Source organism: Nocardioides convexus (genome assembly GCF_011090295.1).
This window is the reverse complement of record NZ_JAAMYA010000001.1, coordinates 3,155,302-3,173,984: the sequence shown is the minus strand read 5'-3', so window position 1 is coordinate 3,173,984 and position 18,683 is coordinate 3,155,302. Positions and strand designations below refer to the sequence as shown.

At 74.1% G+C, this 18,683-nt stretch carries 16 protein-coding genes and 4 pseudogenes; 6 read left to right on the top strand and 14 right to left on the bottom strand.

What is annotated here, in order from left to right:
- Positions 1-5: 5 nt before the first annotated feature.
- From G5V59_RS23705 to G5V59_RS23695, 3 genes are read right to left on the bottom strand one after another with little or no spacing between them, the layout of a single operon-like run.
- The gene (locus G5V59_RS23705) at positions 6-644 is read right to left on the bottom strand and encodes an acyl-CoA dehydrogenase family protein (protein WP_278258095.1); all 639 of its coding nucleotides are present in this window, start codon (positions 642-644) and stop codon (positions 6-8) included.
- Complete coding sequence (locus G5V59_RS23700) at positions 587-766, bottom strand: hypothetical protein (RefSeq protein ID WP_278258094.1); 180 nt, start codon at positions 764-766, stop codon at positions 587-589. Before G5V59_RS23700 ends, G5V59_RS23705 begins: the two co-directional genes overlap by 58 nt.
- A 40-nt stretch (positions 767-806) precedes the next feature.
- Entirely contained in the window at positions 807-2,672 is a 1,866-nt protein-coding gene (locus G5V59_RS23695; RefSeq protein WP_278258093.1) for a crotonase/enoyl-CoA hydratase family protein, read from the bottom strand.
- Between the two features lie 64 nt (positions 2,673-2,736).
- Between G5V59_RS23695 and G5V59_RS23690 the strand changes: the two genes are divergently transcribed.
- The 3 genes from G5V59_RS23690 to G5V59_RS23680 all read left to right on the top strand — a co-directional run bounded on the left by G5V59_RS23690 (position 2,737) and on the right by G5V59_RS23680 (position 5,403).
- Entirely contained in the window at positions 2,737-3,978 is a 1,242-nt protein-coding gene (locus G5V59_RS23690; protein ID WP_278258092.1) for a hypothetical protein, read from the top strand.
- 109 nt (positions 3,979-4,087) lie between these two features.
- Positions 4,088-4,705 carry a TetR family transcriptional regulator C-terminal domain-containing protein gene (locus G5V59_RS23685; RefSeq protein ID WP_278258091.1) on the top strand — a complete coding sequence of 206 codons (618 nt, stop codon included), beginning with the start codon at positions 4,088-4,090 and terminating at the stop codon, positions 4,703-4,705.
- 86 nt (positions 4,706-4,791) lie between these two features.
- Positions 4,792-5,403, top strand: a complete 612-nt coding sequence (locus tag G5V59_RS23680; protein WP_278258090.1) for a hypothetical protein — start codon at positions 4,792-4,794, stop codon at positions 5,401-5,403.
- Between the two features lie 87 nt (positions 5,404-5,490).
- Here the strand turns inward: G5V59_RS23680 and G5V59_RS23675 are convergent, their stop codons facing one another.
- From G5V59_RS23675 to G5V59_RS23635, 9 genes and pseudogenes are all read right to left on the bottom strand, one after another.
- Positions 5,491-5,877 (bottom strand): hypothetical protein, encoded by a 387-nt coding sequence (locus G5V59_RS23675; protein WP_278258089.1) that lies wholly within the window; start codon positions 5,875-5,877, stop codon positions 5,491-5,493.
- A gap of 177 nt (positions 5,878-6,054) precedes the next feature.
- Positions 6,055-6,786, bottom strand: coding sequence for a C-terminal helicase domain-containing protein (locus tag G5V59_RS23670; RefSeq protein WP_278258088.1), 732 nt, complete (start codon positions 6,784-6,786; stop codon positions 6,055-6,057).
- A 130-nt stretch (positions 6,787-6,916) separates the two neighbouring features.
- Positions 6,917-7,060: pseudogene (locus G5V59_RS23665) on the bottom strand (SNF2-related protein); the annotation flags it as partial.
- A gap of 88 nt (positions 7,061-7,148) precedes the next feature.
- A pseudogene (locus G5V59_RS37585) lies at positions 7,149-7,541 on the bottom strand (SNF2-related protein); the annotation flags it as partial.
- A 4-nt stretch (positions 7,542-7,545) separates the two neighbouring features.
- Positions 7,546-7,956: an SNF2 helicase-associated domain-containing protein gene (locus tag G5V59_RS23655; protein ID WP_278260027.1), complete on the bottom strand. Its 411-nt coding sequence runs from the start codon at positions 7,954-7,956 to the stop codon at positions 7,546-7,548.
- 916 nt (positions 7,957-8,872) lie between these two features.
- Positions 8,873-9,988 carry a hypothetical protein gene (locus G5V59_RS23650; protein ID WP_278258087.1) on the bottom strand — a complete coding sequence of 372 codons (1,116 nt, stop codon included), beginning with the start codon at positions 9,986-9,988 and terminating at the stop codon, positions 8,873-8,875.
- Between the two features lie 238 nt (positions 9,989-10,226).
- Positions 10,227-10,616 (bottom strand): hypothetical protein, encoded by a 390-nt coding sequence (locus G5V59_RS23645; RefSeq protein ID WP_278258086.1) that lies wholly within the window; start codon positions 10,614-10,616, stop codon positions 10,227-10,229.
- Positions 10,613-11,101, bottom strand: coding sequence for a hypothetical protein (locus G5V59_RS23640; protein ID WP_278258085.1), 489 nt, complete (start codon positions 11,099-11,101; stop codon positions 10,613-10,615). Before G5V59_RS23640 ends, G5V59_RS23645 begins: the two co-directional genes overlap by 4 nt.
- Positions 11,102-11,327: 226 nt before the next feature.
- Positions 11,328-13,447, bottom strand: a pseudogene (locus G5V59_RS23635) (DEAD/DEAH box helicase).
- Positions 13,448-13,599: 152 nt separating this feature from the next.
- On the opposite strand from G5V59_RS23635, the gene G5V59_RS23630 reads away from it, so the two are divergent.
- Positions 13,600-13,782 (top strand): hypothetical protein, encoded by a 183-nt coding sequence (locus G5V59_RS23630; protein ID WP_278258084.1) that lies wholly within the window; start codon positions 13,600-13,602, stop codon positions 13,780-13,782.
- 1,335 nt (positions 13,783-15,117) lie between these two features.
- Here the strand turns inward: G5V59_RS23630 and G5V59_RS23625 are convergent.
- Both G5V59_RS23625 and G5V59_RS23620 read right to left on the bottom strand, forming a co-directional pair.
- Positions 15,118-15,945, bottom strand: a complete 828-nt coding sequence (locus G5V59_RS23625) for a M13-type metalloendopeptidase (RefSeq protein ID WP_341351301.1) — start codon at positions 15,943-15,945, stop codon at positions 15,118-15,120.
- A gap of 73 nt (positions 15,946-16,018) precedes the next feature.
- Positions 16,019-17,041: pseudogene (locus tag G5V59_RS23620) on the bottom strand (M13 family metallopeptidase N-terminal domain-containing protein); the annotation flags it as partial.
- A gap of 167 nt (positions 17,042-17,208) precedes the next feature.
- On the opposite strand from G5V59_RS23620, the gene G5V59_RS23615 reads away from it, so the two are divergent.
- Positions 17,209-17,781: a hypothetical protein gene (locus G5V59_RS23615; RefSeq protein ID WP_278258083.1), complete on the top strand. Its 573-nt coding sequence runs from the start codon at positions 17,209-17,211 to the stop codon at positions 17,779-17,781.
- Between the two features lie 57 nt (positions 17,782-17,838).
- A complete protein-coding gene (locus G5V59_RS23610) occupies positions 17,839-18,387 on the top strand; it encodes a CAP domain-containing protein (protein WP_278258082.1) in 549 nt (182 codons plus the stop codon).
- Positions 18,388-18,683 lie beyond the last annotated feature (296 nt).

The following is an 18,683-nucleotide window of genomic DNA, read 5'->3' as shown; positions in this document are numbered from 1 at the left end:
GATCCTCAGAAGCCGGGCTCGGTCCGCTCGAGGATCGGCGCCAGGTCCAGCCCGGCGGGCAGGGTGCCGAAGGCGCTGCCCCAGTCCCGGGCGAGGCGGCTGGCGCAGAAGGCGTCGGCGACGGCGGTGGGCGCGTTGCGGAGCAGCAGGCCGGCCTGGAAGACGACCGCGATCTGCTCGACGAGGCGGCGTGCCCGCAGACTCGATGTCGTCGAAGTCGGTGAGTCTCCTTCTTGAGCGCGGTGACCGCGTCGTCGTACCGGGCGTCGGCGCCGAGGGCGAGGTCGGCCTCGGCGAAGAAGGCGTCGAGGGACTCCGGCTCGCGGCCGATCGCGCGCAGGGCGTCGAGGGCGGCGACGTTGCCGGAGCCCTCCCAGATCGAGAGGAGCGGCGTACTCGCGGTAGATGCGGGCGAGGTCGAAGTCCTCGATGTAGCCGTTGCCGCCGAGGCACTCGAGCGCCTCGTTGGCGAGGACCGGGCCGCGCTTGCAGACGTAGTACTTGGTGGCGGCCAGGGCGAGGCGGCGCAGCGCGGCCTCCCCGGCGTCACCGTGCACGGCGCGGTCGTTGGCGCCGGCGAGCCGCATCATCGCCGTGGTGGCGGCCTCGGACTCGACGGCGAGGTCGGCGAGCACGTTGCGCATGAGCGGCTGGTCGACGAGCAGACTTTGCCGAACGCCGAGCGGTGGCGGGCGTGGTGCGCGGCCTGGACCAGGGCGGAGCGCATCCCGGCGGCGGAGCCGATCACGCAGTCCAGGCGAGTCATGTTGACCATCTCGACGATGGTCTTGACCCCCCGGCCCTCCTCACCGACGAGCCAGCCGACCGCGTCGTCGTACTCGATCTCGGAGGAGGCGTTGGACTTGTTGCCGAGCTTTGTCCTTGAGCCGCAGGAAGCGGATCGGGTTGGCCTCGCCGCCCGGCAGCACCCGCGGGAGCAGGAAGCAGGAGAGCCCGCCCGGCGCCTGGGCGAGGGTGAGGAACATGTCCGACATCGGCGCGGAGGTGAACCACTTGTGGCCGACGATCCGGTAGGTCCCGTCGGGCTGCGGGGTCGCCGTCGTGGTGTTCGCGCGTACGTCGGACCCGCCCTGCTTCTCCGTCATCGACATGCCCGCGACCAGGCCCTGCTTGGTCTCCGGGTCGCGCAGGCCGAAGTCGTAGACGCGGTTGGTGAGCAGCGGCTCGAAGCGGGCGGCGAGCGCCGGGTTCGCCCGCAGGGCGGGCACGACGGCGTAGGTCATCGAGATCGGACAGCCGTGCCCGGCGTCGACGTTCCAGGAGTAGAACTTCGCGGCCCGGGCGACGTGCGCGCCCGGCCGGTCGTCGCCCCAGGGCGCGGCGTGGATGCCGTGGGAGACGGCCGTCTCCATCAGCCGGTGGTACGCCGGGACGTACTCCACCTCGTCGATGCGCCGCCCGTAGCGGTCGTGGGTGAGCAGCCGCGGCGGCACGCGCTCGGCGAGCCGCCCCCACTCGATCGCCTCGGCGGTGCCGGCCAGCCGGCCCACCTCGCGGATCTCCTCGAGCGCCCAGCCGGCGCCCTCGCGCTCGATGCCCTCGAGCAGCGCGGGGTCGGCGGAGGTGTCGTGGCCGACGAGCGGCGGGACCTGGTTGAAGACCTCGTGGGTGCTGGACATGGTGCTCACTCCTGGTCGTTGCGGCGGTCGGTGACGTTGCTGGTGGCGGGTCCGGCGTCGTCGTACGGCGCCCCGTCGCGCTCGCGCACGGCCTGCCGGAAGCCGGCCTCGGCGGCGCGCTGCTGGAAGGCGTAGCCCTCGCGGGTGTGACGGGAGATGCCGTCGAAGACGGTGGAGATCATCTGGCTGTTCTGCACGCCCTGGGCGAGCAGTGCGGAGTTCAGCGCGAGCTTGGTCATGATCAGGCTGGTTGAGCGGCATGGCCGCGATCCGCTGCACCAGCGCCTCGGTGCGCTCGGCGAGCCGCTCGGGCTCCGGCGCCTCGATCGCCAGCCCCCACTCCGCGGCCTCCCGGCCGGTCAGGGTGTCACCGGTGAGCAGCAGGCGCTTGGCGCGCTGGTCGCCGAGCCGGTGCGCCCACAGGCCGGCGGACGGGACGCCCCACACGCGGGTGGGCGGGTAGCCGATCTTCGCGTCGGCCGCGATCACGATCTGGTCGCAGTGCAGCGCGATGTCGGTGCCGCCGGCCACGCAGAAGCCGTGGATGCTCGCCACGGTGGGCTTGTTCGCGTGCAGCAGGCTGGCGAATCCGCGGGTGAACCGGCTCATCATCGCGTAGTCGACCATCGGGTCCCAGGTGCCCGCGGGGTCGTGGTTGTGCATCTGCACGGTCGGGTCGAGCACGGTTCCCCCACGCGGGGTCGCGCCGGTCATCGCGCCGTCCATCAGGCCCTCGGCGGAGGCCGCGAGGTCGTAGCCGCCGCAGAAGCCCTTGCCGCGCCCGCTCAGCACGATCACGTGCACCCGCGGGTCGAGGTCGGCACGCTCGACGGCGTCGGCCAGCTCGACCGGGGTGTCGGGGGTGATCGAGTTGCCCTGCTCGGGGCGGTCGAAGGTCAGCCGCGCGACCCGGCCGTCGACCTCGTAGGTCAGCGTCCGGTACGACGGCGCGGGCGCCACCTCCCCCGCGTCGCGGTACGGCGAGCCCGCTCCCTCGTGCGCGGGACGACGCCAGGGTGCGGGATCGCTCATGGTCGCGACGTTACAGGTTCGGCCACAGTTGTGTCGAGATCTGTAGCGTGGAAGGCTGACCCCCGTGCCCGACGCCCTCGCTCCCCTCCCGGCGCGCTCGGTCATGCTCAGCCTGCTGCTCGGCTCCCACCCGGACCGGCTGACCGCGGCCGAGCCTGGTCCGCGCCGGCGAGCACTTCGGCATCCCGGCGGCCACCACCCGGGTCGCGCTCACCCGCGCGGTCGCCGCCGGGGACCTGCGCCGCACGGAGGGGGACTACGTGCTCGGCGAGCGGCTGGCCCGGCGCCAGCGCCGCCAGGACGAGGCGGTCCTCGATGCCGAGACTCCCTGGGACGGCAGGCTGGGAGCCTGGCGGTGGTGACCGTCAGCGGACGGCCTGGACCGGAGCGCGCGGCACTGCGGGAGCGGCTGGCGTCGTACCGGCTGGCGGAGGTGCGGGAGGGCGTGTGGACCCGGCCGGCGAACCTGCGCCGACCGCGGTCGTACGCCGGCGACGCGGTCCTCAGCACGTTCACCGCCACCCCCGACGACGACCCCGCGGACCTCGCCGCCGGCCTGTGGGACCTCGGCGCCTGGGCTCGCGAGGGATCGGCCCTGCTGGAGCGACTGGTCACGACGGACGAGCCGGCCCCGCGGCTGGCCGTCGCCGCGCACGTCGTCCGTCATCTCGCGAGCGACCCGCTGCTGCCGGCCGGGTTGCTTCCCGGCGACTGGCCCGCGGCACAGATGCGCGCGGCGTACGCCGCCTACCAGACCGAGCCTGCGGGCACTGGCCTTCTCGTCCTTGCCCTGACGGGCCTGGGGCGGCTCCCAGACCGGGCCGAGGAGCAGCCAGAGCCCGACGATCACCCACGGCCGGCCCAGCCCCGCGAGCAGCACCTCGTCCTGAGCCGGGTCGGCGACGAGCAGCACCAGGCCGAGCAGCACGACCGAGGCGATCGCGGCGGCCGTGACCACCCGGAACCACTCCCGCCAGAGCGCGGCGAGCTTCTCCGGACCGTGCTTCGGCAGACTTCACCGGCGCGGGCCCACCGGCGAAGCGGTGGGCGAAGCGGACGTCGGCCCAGCGCACGAGGGCCGGGCCGAAGGCGACGGAGAAGCCGAGGTAGAGCCCGGCCAGGGTGTGCGCCCCGCCGGCCTCGGCACCGCGGTGCAGATCGACGGCGACCGCGCCGACGAGCACGACGTCGAGGAGCGGGATCGCCGCCAGGGCGAGCGTGCTGGCGCGACGCCAGCGGAGCAGGTAGCGCAGCGCGAGGCCGGCGCCGAGCAGCACCCACAGGCCGACCTCGCAGGCCACGATGAACCCAGCGACGGGGTTGTCGGAGAGGAAGTCCAGCATGGGGGTGCCCCGAGTTTCTAGCGCGAACGTGCTAACAACGAGACCGTAGCACAACCGTGCTACGGTCCCCTCGTGCCGCGGACCATCGACCACGAGGAGCGCCGGCAGCGGATCGGCGAGGCGGTGTGGCGGATCGTGCTCCGCGACGGCGTCGGCGCGGTCTCTCTGCGTACCGTCGCGAGCGAGGCCGACCTGGTGCTGGGCTCGCTGCGGCACGAACTTCCCGACGAAGACCGAGTCTGCTCGCGTTCGCGATGGAGCCTGGCCCACGAGCGGGCGGCGGCACGGGTGGCGCGGCACGCCGCGATGCGCGACCCGTGGCGTCGTACCCGCGCCGCGCTGCACGAGGTGATGCCGCTCGACGACGAGCGCCGGGTCGAGATGCGGGTGCACCTCGCGCTGATGGCCGAGAGCCCTGCGCACGAGCGGCTGGCCGAGTTCGCCGCCGCGGCGCACGACGCCATCCGGGGGCTCTGCCTCGACGCGCTCACCGTGCTCCGCGACGCCGGCCGGGTGCGCGCCGACCTCGACCTGCGCCGGGCCACCGACACGCTGCACGCGCTGCTCGACGGGCTGGCCCTGCACGCGATGTACGACCCCCGCCGTCGCCGGGTCGCGGTCCGCGCGCTCGACGAGCACCTGGCGTCGCTGGCCCCGCCGGTCGCGGGCGGGGGGCCGTCGCCGGTTTGAGCGGGCGCGGCGGTGGTGAGGTTCTCTCCACGAGGTCCTCGCTCCGGGACCGCCCGAGATCCGCTCCACCGGCAAGGACCCGAACGATGAGCCACCCGTACGAGCCGCGGCAGGACCGCGCCGCCTTCCAGGGCTGGTGGATGGCCCCGGGCGCCCCGGGCGGCGTACCGGCCTGGGTGATCGTGGAGGACGGGCGCCTGGCCCTGATGGTGCCCGGCGCGAGCGCGTCCGGCTTCGTCGACGTCTTCCGGGTCCCGCTCCGGCAGGCGAGGGTGTCCTCGGCGGCCCAGCGGATCACGGTCACCGTCGGCGGCACGTCGTACCCCGTGCTGGCCCGGCCGCACGGCGCCCTCCTCGGGCCGGTCGCCGGCGTCGTCGGCTCGGCGGGCAGGCTGGCGGGCCACCCCACCGCAGGGATCGGCAGCACCGCGTTCCGCGCCGGCAACCTGGCCGCGGACTCCTCGGCGTTCGCCCGCCAGGGCGGACACGAGCTCCCTCGCGGCCGCACGACGCGGGGGCGCACCGGTGCGCCGGGTCGGCTACGCCGCACTCCTCGCCGGAGGCATGGTGGCCGGCCTGCTGCTGGCCCTGCTCGTGACGGTCGTGACGGTCGCCGCGCTGGCGTGAGCGTGATGGCGCTTCGCCGGGTCAGGGTCCGTCGGCCCCGGCCGGCGTCTCGTCCGGCTCGAACGCGCTGATCATGGCCCGCGCCCGGAGTGCCGCGTCCACCGCCAGGCTCGACGTCGTCGGCCAGGTCGCCGACCCGCGGCTCGCCTGCCCCGGTCTCACCGGTCGTGCCGGCGGCACGGGTGTGCAGCGCGGCCAGCGACTCCTCGCGGTCCAGGCCGCGGATCGCCAGCAGCACCAGCGGATCGGCGTCGACCAGCCAACCGGCCTGGATCAGCACCGCGACCGCGTGGGCGCACGGATCGAGGTAGTGCGGGCAGGTGCAGGTGGCGGCCAGGCTCGCCGCCGTAGGGAAGCAGGCTCGACGCCCAGGCTCCTCGGCGTGCTCGACGAGGTCGTGCGGGAGGTTCGCGGCGAGCAGACTCGGCGATCCGTCCGGACTCGGCGGCGACCGCCTCGACGAAGCCGCTGCGGGCCGCCTCGTCCAGCACCGGTACGGCGACCTCCACCGTCCAGGCGTCCTCCCCGTCGCGCACCGCGGCCACCAGCGCGCCGGCGTCGACGGTGATCCCGCCGACGTCGCCGCGCCGGGCGGCGGCACGGCCGGGGCGCAGGCTCCGCCTCGGAGTACGTCGCCTCCTCGACCGCCCGCTGCCAGGCCTTGCCCCACCAGGTCCGCACCCCGCGCGGCGGGGAGGTTCGGCGGGTGAAGGTGACCCGCATCAGTCCTCCACCTCCGCGCTCTCCCGGGCGGCGCGCCGGAGGGTGACCAGGTCGCGCAGGCTCCTCGTTGCTGAGACTCGGTCAGGGCGGCGTCCCCGCGGGCGAGGACGGCGTCGGCGAGTCGCCGCTTGCGGTCGAGCAGGCTGGGCGACCCGCTCCTCGATCGTGCCGCGGGTGACCATCCGGTGCACCTGCACCGGACGGGTCTGGCCGATCCGGTAGGCGCGGTCGGTCGCCTGCTCCTCGACGGCGGGGTTCCACCACCGGTCGAAGTGGATGACGTGGTCGGCGCGGGTGAGGTTGAGCCCGGTGCCACCGGCCTTGAGGGAGAGCAGGAAGACCGGCACCGCGGCGTCGTCCTCGGACTGGAACCGGCGCACCATCGCCTCCCGCTCGCGCACGGGCGTGCCGCCGTGCAGGAACTGGTGCGGGACACCCGAGGCGGTGAGGTGCTGCTCGACGAGGCGCGCCATGGCGACGTACTGGGTGAAGACGAGGACCGCGCCGCCCTCGGCGAGGACGGTGGCGACCAGGCTCGTCGAGCAGGCTCCAGGCTTCTCCGAGCGGCCGGTCAGCCGCACGGCGCCCGACTGCTTGAGGAACTGCGCGGGGTGGTTGCAGATCTGCTTGAGGCCGGTGAGCAGCGCGAGGACCGGGCCGCGGCGGGCGTCCGGCTCGGAGCGCTCGATCCGCTCCATCGAGTCCTTCACGAACGCCTCGTAGAGCACCACCTGCTCGCGGGTGAGGCCGAGCAGGTGGTCCGTCTCGGTCTTCGGCGGCAGACTCCGGCGCGATGCCGGGGTCGGACTTGCGGCGGCGCAGCAGGAAGGGGCCGATCAGGTCGGCGAACTGCCGCGCCTTGGTCGGCTCGGCTCCGGACTCGATCGGCGCCGCCCACACCCGGCGGAAGGCCAGCCGGCTGCCGAGCAGCCCGGGCACGCACCAGTCGAGGATCGACCACGACTCGGTCAGGTCGTTCTCGACGGGTGTGCCGGTGAGCGCCACCCGGGCGTTGTTGGGCAGGCTGGCGCAGGGCGCGCGCGGTCGACGTGCGGGAGTTCTTGACGTGCTGCGCCTCGTCGGCCACGACGAGGTCCCAGCCCACCGCGGCGAGGGTGGCCGCGTCGCTCCGCAGGGTGCCGTACGTCGTCAGCACGAACCCGCCGCCCAGGTCGTCGAGCGAGCGCGAACCGCCGTGGAAGCGGCGCACGGGGACGCCGGGCGCGAACCGCCGGATCTCGCTCTCCCAGTTGCCGAGCAGGCTCGCAGGGCAGACCACGAGCGTCGGAGTGACGGCCGCGCGGTGCAGGTGCAGCGCGATGAGCGTGATCGTCTTGCCCAGCCCCATGTCGTCGGCCAGGCACGCACCCAGGCCCAGCCCGGTGAGGTCGGCGAGCCAGGTGAGGCCGTGCCGCTGGTAGTCGCGCAGGCTCGCCTGCAGTCCGGGCGGCTCCGCCAGCGGGTCGCGGGTGGCCGCGGCGAGCACCTGCTCACGTACCTTCAGCAGGCTCGCCCCGACGACGACCTGCGCGGTCTCGGGCTCCTCGTCCGGGGCGGCGGGCAGGCTCGGTCACACCGGTGAGTGCCGCGGCCAGCGCCTGGGCGCCGGTCGCCTTGCGGATCAGCCGCTTGCGGGCACGCTGCGCCGTCGTCGGGTCGACCACCGTCCAGGCGCCGCGCAGCCTGATCACCGGGCTCGCCGCCCGGGCGAGCTCGGTCATCTCCTCCTCGGTCAGCGGCTCGCCGTGGAGCGCGACCTGCCAGGAGAAGGAGAACAGCCCCTCCGCCGAGAACGGGCTGTCCTGCAGGGGCAGGCTCGGTGCCCTTCGGGCCCTTCTCGTGCCGGGTCCCCAGCACCGCGCGGGTGGTGGTTCGGGCCCGAGCGCGCGCGGCCAGTGCACGTCGACACCGGCGGCACGCAGGTCGCCCACCCGCGCCAGCAGACTCGGAGATCTCCTCGCCGTCGAGGGTGAGCCTGGTCGGGCACCGACAGCGCGAGGAAGCGGTCCAGCGCCGGCCACACGTCCGCCGCCGCCCGCAGCGCGATGCTCGCGTGGATCCGTGCCCGGGCACCGAAGCCGTGCTCCTCCTCGCCGGCCGTCCACAGCACCGCCGCGTCGCAGACGTGCAGCGGGTCCCGCTCGTCGTGGACCTGGAGCACCACCCGGACCGAGCCCGCGACCAGGCTCCTCCTCGTCGGCCTCCACCCGCAGCGAGACCCGCACCAGGCTCGGGCCGCTCGCCCCGGCGCCGGGCTCGCGCGTCGGCCTCCTCGCGGGCCGTCCGCTCGGCGAGGCGCCGACGGACCCGCTCGGCGAAGTCCTCGGGCGCACCCGACGGACCCGCCGGGGTGGCCGGGACCCGGGTCTGCACGGACCGGGTGCGCAGCGCCGGGGCCGCGCGCGGCATCGCGTCCGCGACGGCGTCGAGCACCCGGCGGACCAGCCCGGCCGCGTCCTCGGCGTCGAGACCGTCGTAGGCACGGGCGGTGGCGAGGCGTCGTACGGCGTCGTGGTCGCGCTCGTCCAGCCCGTCCACCCGCCAGCCCGTGGAGCCCTCCGGCGCGGGGGCCACCTTGCCCGCGGCGACCAGGCGCAGCCCGAGCAGCGCGGCGCCGCTGAGCAGCGCGACGCTCGGGTGGGTGCCCTCCGCGGTGTGCGCCCGGCTCAGCACCGGCAGCGCCGCGCGGACCGGCAGCGCGACCGTGCGCGCCGCCGGGACCGCGTCGGTGAACTCGATCTCTGCGGGGTCACCGGCCCGGAAGGTCGCCGGGCCGGTGACGGGAACGAAGCTCACACAGGGACGTTAACGGGTGCCTCAGACACCGAGCTCCGAGGCGGTACGACGTTCGCGCAGGCGCGCCAGGAACCAGCCCCCGAGCAGCAGCACGCCGCCGCCCGTCGCGAGGATCGCGGCCCACCAGGTGGGGTGCTCGGCGGCGAGCGCGGCAGACGCGAGCGGGACCAGGATCGCCGGGGCCGCGATCGCCAGGATCGTGAAACCGGAGTGGTTGGTGATCGCGGCGGCGGCCGCCCACAGCACGACGAGCAGTCCCGCCAGGGCCAGCACCCACCACACGTCGCCCTCGTGGAAGCCGGTCTCCACGCTGACCGCGCTGAACCCGGCGCGACCCGGGCCGTCGCCTTCCTCGAACGAGGTGAGGGGCAGACCACCGAAGAAGCCGAGGAAGAGCCGGGACGCCACGAACATCACGAGGATCCCGACGAACCCGGCGAGCCCGACGGCACCGACCGCCACCCCGGTGACGGCGCGCGACGGCAGCGCCCAGCCGAGCAGGGTGATCACGACGACGAAGAGCGCGACCATCACCGCGCCGGTGACCTCGGGGTGCCCGTCCCCGAGGCTGTCGGCGACGAAGTCCCCGAACGCGATCATGTAGACCAGCGCGAGCCCGAGGATCCCGACCACCACGAACGCGGCGCGGCGGCTGGCGACGTACCCGATCGCGGCGAGGACGACGATCGTGCCGCCGATGAGATAGCCCACCCACGAGGACTCGTCGTCGATGCCGACGCCGATCACCAGGCCGGTCGCCAGGATCCCGACCGCGCCGGGCCAGGTGACGACCTCCTCGCGCGCCCGGCCACCGGAGCGGCGTGCGGACAGGGAGCCGAGGACCGCGATGACCAGCAGGACAGCGGTCGCACCGACCGCGACGCCGAAGTTGGACCAGTCCAGGTCGTCGTCGCTGCGGCTGCGGAAGGCGCCGATCACCACCGCGGCGGCGAGCAGGCCGGTGCCGAGCGCGACGATCGCGGCGGTGAGCCCGGCCTTGGTCGCGCGGTGCGGGTACTCCGGCTCCGCCGTCCCGGCGCCGTGCACCGGCGGGTCGGCGTCGCCGCCACCGATCCAGGCGGCGGTCCGCGGCTCCTCGGTCAGCACGGTGGACCGGCCCTGGTCGTCGGTGCCCACGTCGGCCTGCGTCGTCGCGGGCGGCGGGGCCGGCGGCGCCTGGGCGCGGATGGGTGCGGTCTCGCCCGGCCCGTCGCCGTCGTCGATCGCGCCCGCCGGCGGCTGCGGCTCGTCCGGCCGGATCGCCGTGTGCTGCGGTTCGACCGGTGACGCCGCGGCGTCGCCGGCGTGGGGGAGCTCTGCGCGTCGTCCGTCATGGCTCAAATCTAGGCCCGCGGAGGCGGAGAAGCCGGGAGGCTCAGCCCAGCACCCGCCCGGTGATCGGCGGCAGGTCGGCCAGGGTGACGATGCCCGGCTCGGCCGCGACGACGTACGGCACCGCGTTCGTCACCGGCAGCGCCGTGTAGATCATCCCCAGGCCCATGTAACCCGGCTCGGACCAGTCCTCCGGCGGCAGGCACTGCACCACCGTGCGCATGTTCGGGCGGCCGAACACCTGGATCACGTGGCCGTGCGCCAGCGGCTTCGGCGGGGTGACGTGCGCGCCCATGGTCCAGTTGAAGCCCACGCTCACCACGTTGCGCTCCCCCACCCACCCGCGGTGGTAGCCGAGCACGCCCGCGACGCTGCCCTCGGGGATGGTCATGAAGCCCAGGTCCGTCGTCCCGGTCGCGGGGGTGAAGGTCACGTCGAAGGCTCATCCGGTCCAGCCGTACGCCGAGCGCGTCCGCCATCATCGCGGCCGACTCCGCGAACACCTCGCTCTCGCGTCGTACCGTCTCCGCGAGGCCGGGTGTCTCCGGGTCCAGCGAGAAGCCCATCGCCCGCTGCGTCTGCGCGGACTCGTACGTCGAGCAGTCCACCGACTCGGTGATCCGGATCTCGTCCACCCGCTCGCACGACCCGCTGAGCACCATGCCGACCAGGTTGGTCATGCCGGGGTGGGCGCCGCTGCCGAAGATCGTGGACCGCCCCTGTGCGCACGCCTTCTCGATCCGCGCCCGGTCCTCCGGCGACTGCTTGCCGCCGGTGATCCAGGCGGCACTGGTGCACACGTTGACGCCGTTCTCCAGCAGCCCGACCAAGCTCGTCGACGTCCGGCCACAGCGGGTTGTAGCAGCATGCGTCGGGCCGTAGCGCGAGCAACGCGTCCACGTCGTCGGTGGCCAGCACCCCGGTCGGCTCCGGCCAGCCGCACAGGCTCCGCCGCGTCCCTGCCGACCTTCTCGGCGCCGTGCGCGTAGACGCCGACCAGCTCCAGGTCGGGCCTGCTCAGGATCGCGTGCGCGGAGCGGCTGCCGATGTTGCCGGTCGTCCACTGGATCACGCGGAGGGGACGGCCGGGCCGGGGTGCGCTCATGCGAGCGAGAGTAGAACCTGTTCTATTTTATGTCGAGGGTCAACCACTCACCCCCAGCACGAGGGGCAGGACCGCCGCGGCACCGGCGTCGTGGAGCGCGGCGGCGGCGAGGGTGAGCGACCAGCCGGTGACCAGCCGGTCGTCGACCACCAGCACCCGGGCGTCCCGGACGGCGTCGGGACCCTCGAGTCGGAGCTCGCAGCGGCGGGAGACGGCGGCGACCCGCTGGGCGGAGTTGGTCGCGCCGCGGTCGGGGCCGACACTCGGGTCCACCACGGCCCAGCGACCCACGACCGGGAGCCCGAGGAAGCGGGACAGGCCGGCAGCGAGGTCGGCGGTGAGACTGCGGGCGGCGCTCGGACTCGGCGACGACGATCGCGTCGACCTTCGGCTGCCAGTCCTGCAGCATCGTGACCATCGCCCGCGCGAGCGCGTCCGGGACCGGACCGTCGGGTGCGTCGGCGCCGAAGAGGCCGCGCAGCGCGGCGCCGTGACCGAGGTCCGTCAGCCGGGCGATGGCCCGGCCGGTCTCCGCGGGCTGCTTGATCTTGCCCGACAACCCGACCCCGATCGCGGAGAGTCCGGTCGGCCACAGGCTTGCGCGGCTCGATCGGCACCCCGGGCCGGGCCAGCCGGTCGGCCGCCTCCTCGACCGCGGCGGCGGACACCTCGACGGACAGCGCCAGGCCGCCGCAGTTGTCGCACCTCCCGCAGCGCCAGCCGGGATCGGCGAGCACATCAGGGTCGTCGAGCCTGGCGGCGCAGGAAGAGCATCCGGCACTCGTCGGTGCCGAGGTAGTCGAGCATCGCGCGCTGCTCGATCTCGCGGGCCTCGGCGACGCGCTGGTAGCGCTCGGCGTCATAGGCCCAGGGGTGGCCGGTCGCCTCCCAGCCCCCGCGGACCCGGCGGACCGCACCGTCCACGTCGAGCACCTTGAGCATCGTCTCCAGCCGGTTGCGGGACAGGTCGACCCGCGGCTCGATGGCGGCCGTGCTCAACGGACGGCCCTCCTCGGCGAGCACGGCGAGGGTGTCGCGCACCAGGCTCCTCGCGCGGGAAGGCGAGCGAGGCGAAGTAGGCCCAGATGTCGCGGTCCTCGACCGCCGGCAGGAGGACGACCGAAGCGCCCTCGGGCGGCAGGTTGCCGCCACGCCCGGCACGGCCGACCTGCTGGTAGTAGGCGACCGGGCTGTTCGGTGCGCCGAGGTTGACCACGAACCCGAGCGAGGCGTCGAAGCCCATGCCCAACGCGCTGGTGGCCACCAGCGCCTTGACCTCGCCGTCGATCAGCGCCTGCTCGAGGGCGAGCCGCTCGGTCTGCTCGGTCTGGCCGGAGTACGCCGCGACCTGGTGCCCCCGCGAGCGGAGGTAGTCGGCGACCTCCTGGGTCGCCGCCACGGTCAGGCAGTAGACGATCCCGCTGCCCGGCTGCTCCGCGAGGTGGTCGGCGAGCCAGGCGAGCCGCTGCTCGGCGGTCCTCAGCCGGACGACGCCGAGCCGGAGCGAGGCCCGGTCGAGGCTGCCGCGCAGGACCAGGGTGTCGGGCCCCAGCCTGCTCCGAGACGTCGGCGGTGACCCGCTCGTTGGCGGTCGCGGTCGTCGCCAGCACGGGAATGCCGGCCGGCAGGTCCTGCAGCAGGGTGCGGATCCGCCGGTAGTCCGGGCGGAAGTCGTGCCCCCAGTCGGAGATGCAGTGCGCCTCGTCGACGACCAGGAGCCCGCAGGTCGCCGCCAGCCGCGGCAGCACCTCGTCCCGGAAGCCCGGGTTGTTGAGCCGCTCCGGGCTCACCAGCAGCACGTCCACCTCGCCCGCCTGGATGGCGCCGTGGATCTCGTCCCACTGCTCCATGTTGGTCGAGTTCACCGTGACCGCGCGGATCCCGGCCCGCTCGGCGGCGGCGATCTGGTTGCGCATCAGCGCGAGCAGCGGGGAGATGATCACCGTCGGCCCGCTGCCCTGCTCGCGCAGCAGCAGCGTCGCGACGAAGTAGACCGCCGACTTGCCCCACCCGGTGCGCTGCACGACGAGCGCACGCTGCCGCTGCACGACGAGCGCCGCGATGGCCGCCCACTGGTCGTCGTAGAGCCGCGCGTCGGCTCGGCCGACGAGGGCCTGGAGGTGCTCCTCGGCCCGGCCGCGGGTCGCATCGGTGCTCATACCGAGGTGTCTACCAGCGGGGCCCGACACAATGCCCGGCCGCCTCGCCGTTGTCCCCCGTTGCTGTGAATCACCTATGAGTGAGGCCGATTTTCGGGATTCCGTGGGACAACCGCCGCGACGCCAGCCTAGTGTCGGAGACGCAGCCGCTGGTGACCCGAGACGCCGGCGGCTGCACTGTTTTTCCGCCGCCGAGGTCCACCCCGGCTCTCCGCGCGCCCGCCGGTGCCCGGCTCGGGACGACCGGTGCGATCATGACCGCGTGCCCAGGGCGACGCGGTGAGCTCCTACGACCCGTACGAGCCGCCGTCGCGTGCCGTCCCGGACGTCGATGACCACGTCGAGCCCTCTGGCTGGCTGCTCTGGCCGGCCCGGGCCGTCGCACTGGTGCTCGTGCTGCCGGTCCGCTTCGCCTGGGACCTGGTCCGCTCCGCCGGGCGCGCCCTCGGTCGACGCCTGACCACTGCGGCCGGGTACGTCGGTGAGTCTGCTCAGGTCCGTCGTGCTGACCCTGCTCGCGCCCCTGCGCCTGCTCGCCCGGGCGGTGATCGCCCCGTCGCTGGCCCTCGCCGGGCACGCGCTCGCGCTGCTCCGCCGTGGGCTGGGCCTGCTCGGCGGCGCCGTGGGCGCCGTCCTCGGCCTGGTCGGCACCGCGCTCGCCGCGATCACGAGCGCGCTCGCCCGGGCGGTGTCCGCCGTCCTCGTCCGTCCTCTCGCCGCCCTGCTGCGGGCCCTTCGCGCGGGCGCCGCGGGGACGGTGCGCCTCCTCGGCAAGGCCCTCGCGCTGCCCCTCGTGCTGCTGTGGCGCCGCCTGCTGGCCCCGGCCGGCCGGGCGATCGGGCTCGCCCTCGCGGCCCTCGTCGCCGCCGGCACGCTCGTGCTGCGACCCGTCGGTCGGGTCCTGGATCTCCTCGGCCGGGGTCTCGGCAGCCTCCTGGCCCTGGTGGGCCGCGGCCTCGGCCGGGTCGCCGCGCTGACGGGCCGGGCGATCGACCGGGTCGCCGGCGGTATCGCCGCTGTCGTGTCCTGGGCCTGGGGGCTCGCCGGCCGGGTGCTCGCTGCCGCCGCTCGGGCGCTGCTGGCCGTGGCCCGGCTGCTGGCGACGCCCTTCGTGTGGTTCTACCGCCGCGTGCTCACCCCGGTCGGGCACGCGGTCCGGGCAGCGTCCCGCGCGCTCGCCGGCACCGTGCGGTCCGTGGGGCGAACGGTCCTGCTCGCGCCGTGGCGCGCCGTGCGTCGTGCGGCCGCCCGGGCGAGCGCCGCCGTCGGGGCGGCGCGGCGGGAGGCCGTCGGCCAGGTCCGGGCCCAGGCTGCGCGCGCTGCTCGGCCGGCGCCGCTGAGCGCCGCCGGCCGGCCTGCTCAGTGCGGGCGTGGCTCCGTGCCCAAGGTGGCGCACGCGGCGTCGTACAGCGCCACGACCTCACGCCGGATCTCCCCGCGCTCGGAGATCGGGCCGCCCGGCCACCGGATCCGTCGCTCACCGAGCGGGCCCTCGGGACCGATGACGGTCCAGGTGCCGGCCTCGCCGTCGGCGTCGCTCATCGACGCCGCTGTCGCCTCGGGGATGCCCGCGGCGCGGACGATGAGCAGGTTGTCCTCGAGGTGCTCGCCGTTCATGTGGGCGAGCACGGCCTCGACGACCTCCGGCTCGAAGGCGTGCGGGACGCGGGTCACCAGATCCGCACCCGCTCGGTCGGGTCGAGCCAGAGCCCGTCACCGGGCGCGGTGCCGAAGACCTCGTGGAACTCGTCGAGGTTGCGCACGATGTTGGCGCGGAACTCCGGCGGGCTGTGCGGGTCGATGGTGAGGTACTGCTGCTCCTGCTCCAGGCGGCGCTTGGTACGCCACACGAAGGCCCAGTTGAAGAACAGCCGCTTGCGGTCCTCGACCGTCGCCTCGCCGCCCCGGGCGATGAGGAAGGCGGTGTGCGCGATGGTCAGGCCACCCAGGTCTCCGATGTTCTCGCCGACCGTCAGGGATCCGTTGACCTTCTCCCCGGGCAGGTTGCGCGGCGAGAAGCCGTCGTACTGCTCGATGAGGGCCTTCGACTTCACCTCGAAGGCCGACTTGTCGTCCGGGGTCCACCAGTCGTTGAGGTTGCCCTCGCCGTCGTACTGCGCGCCCTGGTCGTCGAATCCGTGCCCGACCTCGTGGCCGATGACCGCGCCGATGCCGCCGTAGTTCTCGGCCTCCAGCGCGTCGGGGCTGAAGAACGGCTTCTGCAGGATGCCCGCGGGGAAGCAGATCTCGTTGGTGCCCGGGTTGTAGTAGGCGTTGACCGTCTGCGGGAGCATGAACCACTCGTCGCGGTCGACGGGCGCACCGATCTTGGCGAGGTGGCGGTCGGTCTCGAAGGCGGAGGCGGCCTGGGCGTTCGCCACCAGGTCGTCCGGTACGACGACCAGCGCGCTGTAGTCGCGGAACCTCACCGGGTAGCCGATCTTCGGCCGGAAGGTGTCGAGCTTGGCGTAGGCCCGCTCCTTCGTCTCCTCCGTCATCCAGTCCAGCTTTGCTGATCGACTGGCGGTAGGCGGCGAGCAGATTGGCGACGAGCTCGTCCATCATCGCCTTGGAGGACGGCGGGAAGTGCCGGGCGACGTACTCCTTGCCGACGGCCTCACCCATGGAGCCCTCCACGAAGGACACCGCGCGCTTCCAGCGCGCCCGCGACTCGGGCGTGCCGGACAGGGTGCGGCCGTAGAAGTCGAAGTTGGCCTGCACGAACTCCTCCGACAGGTACGGCGCCGCGGAGCGCAGCACGCGGGAGAGGAACCAGTCCCGCCAGGCCTCGACCGGGGTGGCCTCGAGCACGCCCGACAGGTGCTGCAGGTACGACGGCTGGCGCACCACGACCTCGGCGATGGTCGCCTGCGGCCCGCTGAGGTGACCGCCGAGGTTGGTGATGTAGGCGTCCCAGTCGAACGAGGGGCACAGCGCCTTGAGTCCGTCGGCGGTGAGCCGGTTGTAGGTCTTCTGCACGTCGCGGGTCTCGGCCCGCTCCCAGTGCCCCTTGGCGAGGTCGGTGTCGAGCTCGAGCACCCGCGCGGCGGCACCGGCGGGGTCATCGTGGCCGCCGAGGGTGAGCAGCCGCTCCAGGTAGGCGAGGTAGGCCTGCCGGATCTCGGCGAACTTCTCCTCGCGGTAGTACGACTCGTCGGGCAGGCCGAGCCCGCCCTGGACGACGTGGAACAGGTAGCGGTCGGACTGGCGGTCGTCGGTGTCGACGTAGGAGCCGAACAGGCCGTAGCCGCCGATCCGCTCGAACTCGCCGAGGAAGGCCGCCACGTCGCGCACGTCGCGCAGCCCGGCGACGGCGTCGACGAGCGGCTGCGCGGGGGCCAGCCCGGCGGCCTCGACGCGCTCGGTGTCCATGAAGGAGTTGTAGAGGTCGGCGATCTTGCGCGCGTCCTCGTCACCGGTCGGGGAGGCGGCGAGACTCGGTGATGATCGCGCGCACGTCCTCCTCGGCCTGGTCGGCGAGCCTGGACGAAGGGCCCCCAGCCTGGACCGGTCGGAGGGGATCTCCACCTCACGCAGCCAGGTGCCGTTGACGTGGCCGAAGAGGTCGTCCTGCGGCCGGATGGTGGGGTCCATGCCCGGACGGGCGTCGTCGAGGATGCTCACGGAGGCGAGCCTAGACGGCGAAAGGTGAACGAGGGCCGCCCCGGGAGGCCTGGGACGGGGGTCCTCAATTCCGGAGCGGTTCTCAACCCGGCCCGCGAGGGCCCGATCGGTCGCGCATGGCGAAGATCATCCGACTGGTGCCCGGCCTCCTGCTGGGCCTCGTGGTCAGCATGACCGCGGCCCCCGCCGGGTCGGCCGCCGTTGCTCCCGCGCCCGCGCAGCGCGCCCAGGACGTCGTACCCACGCGGCTGCTGGTGCAGCGGGTGCTCGAGGACCGGGTGCTGCTGCTGACCAACATCGAGCGGCGCAAGCACGGCTGCGGCCCGCTGCGACCGAACGCCGCGCTGCGCAAGTCCGCTCGCGGTCACACGGTGACGATGGCGCTGAACAACCTGATGTCCCACCAGGCTGCCGGGCGAGCCGTTCTTCAGCAAGCGCATCACCCGCGCCGGATACACCGGCTGGAGCCTGGTCGCGGAGAACGTCGCCCGCGGCTTCAGCGGTCCGACGTCGGTCGTCCGGGCCTGGATGAACAGCCCGAGCCACCGCCGGAACATGCTCAACTGCACGCTGCGCGACCTCGGTGTCGGCGTGGTCCTCCAGGGCGGTCAGCTGTGGTGGACGCAGAATTTCGGCCGCCGGTGACCGGATCTGATCATCCTCGGACGATTGGGTCCGGAAGCGGCGAGACGGTAGCCCGATCTGACTAGACGAGGCCGCACGGAGCACGGATGTGGCGCCGCGGCGCGCTCACCGACCATCGATGCATGAACCGGGGGATTCATCGTCTCGTCATCAGCGCGCTCGTCGCGGCCGTCGCCGTCCTCGCACCGTCGGGTGCCACCACCGCACCGGCGGCCGGTACGACGCGCCTGGCCACCGCGAGCATGACGCTGAGCGTCAACAACATCCTGGAGAACACCATCGTGGTGCTCACCAACACCAAGCGGGTGCTCGCCGGCTGCCCGCCGCTGCGGGTCAACGGCGACCTGCGCCAGGCGGCGCGCGCGCACGCCAAGCGGATGGCGGTGACCGGCGTGATGAGCCACCGGCTCTCCGGCGAGCCCACCCTGGGCCGGCGGATCACGCTCGCGGGCTACACCGGCTGGAGCCGTGTGGCGGAGAACATCGCCGCCGGCTACACCTCCGCCCCGCTGGTCATCCAGGCGTGGTGGAACAAGCTTACACCCACCGCCGCAACCTGCTCGACTGCTCGCTGCGCGAGGTCGGCGTCGGCGTGGTGTGGACGGGCCGGACGATGTACTGGACCCAGGACTTCGGCCGTCGCTGAGCCGACGGGCCGGTGCGACGGTTGACAGCGCCACCATGATGAGCGGCGTGCGCCTCGGCTTCCCCGCCGCCCTCCTGGGCCTGCTCCTCGCCACCTGCCTGCTCGCCCCGCCCGCGCTGGCGACCGCGCCGCCGGAGCGCAGCAGCACGACGCTGCGCCTCGAGAGCGACACGATGGCCCAGGTCAACCGGGTCCGGGCCCGGGCCGGCTGCCCGGCTCTCCGCGTCGACAGCGCCCTGCGCGGTGCCGCCCGCCGCCACAGCGCGCTGATGGCGCGGCAGCGCGCCCTCAGCCACCAGGTCGCCGGTGAGGCGACGCTCC

What these genes read in the sequence shown, in the direction of transcription:
- G5V59_RS23695 (WP_278258093.1), bottom strand. Translation starts at nt 2,672, where the DNA reads ATGAGCGATCCCGCACCCTGGCGTCGTCCCGCGCACGAGGGAGCGGGC.
- G5V59_RS23680 (WP_278258090.1), top strand. Translation starts at nt 4,792, where the DNA reads ATGAGCCACCCGTACGAGCCGCGGCAGGACCGCGCCGCCTTCCAGGGC.
- G5V59_RS23705 (WP_278258095.1), bottom strand. Translation starts at nt 644, where the DNA reads ATGCGCAACGTGCTCGCCGACCTCGCCGTCGAGTCCGAGGCCGCCACC.
- G5V59_RS23610 (WP_278258082.1), top strand. Translation starts at nt 17,839, where the DNA reads ATGAACCGGGGGATTCATCGTCTCGTCATCAGCGCGCTCGTCGCGGCC.
- G5V59_RS23700 (WP_278258094.1), bottom strand. Translation starts at nt 766, where the DNA reads ATGACTCGCCTGGACTGCGTGATCGGCTCCGCCGCCGGGATGCGCTCC.
- G5V59_RS23625 (WP_341351301.1), bottom strand. Translation starts at nt 15,945, where the DNA reads ATGACGGAGGAGACGAAGGAGCGGGCCTACGCCAAGCTCGACACCTTC.